General features: G+C 32.6%; 1 protein-coding gene. It reads right to left on the minus strand.

Annotated elements, in window-relative coordinates:
- On the minus strand, positions 1 to 217 hold a 217-nt coding region (locus SCA31_RS25645; protein WP_410699740.1), incomplete at its 3' end, for an arsenate reductase family protein.
- Positions 218 to 233: the final 16 nt, after the last annotated feature.

Genomic DNA, 233 nt, shown 5'->3' on the forward strand with positions numbered 1-233 from the left:
CAAAAAAAGATTCCAGCTCGGAAATATTCTTTTTATCATTTCCAACAAAAACGTGGGTATCGGTAAGGAAAACCGGACGCTTTAAAAATGTATAATGATCAAGAAGTAATTCTTTATAATCTTCTTCCGTCAAAGTTTTCACATCGATTTCTCTCAGTTTAAGCTGAGTAGATTTTTTACTGAATAATGCCTCATAAGATCCTGTATGCTTGTACATTGCTTCTAATTCTTCT

Origin of the sequence: Chryseobacterium sp. SIMBA_028, from assembly GCF_046535285.1 — a bacterium.
Lineage (GTDB): Bacteria > Bacteroidota > Bacteroidia > Flavobacteriales > Weeksellaceae > Chryseobacterium.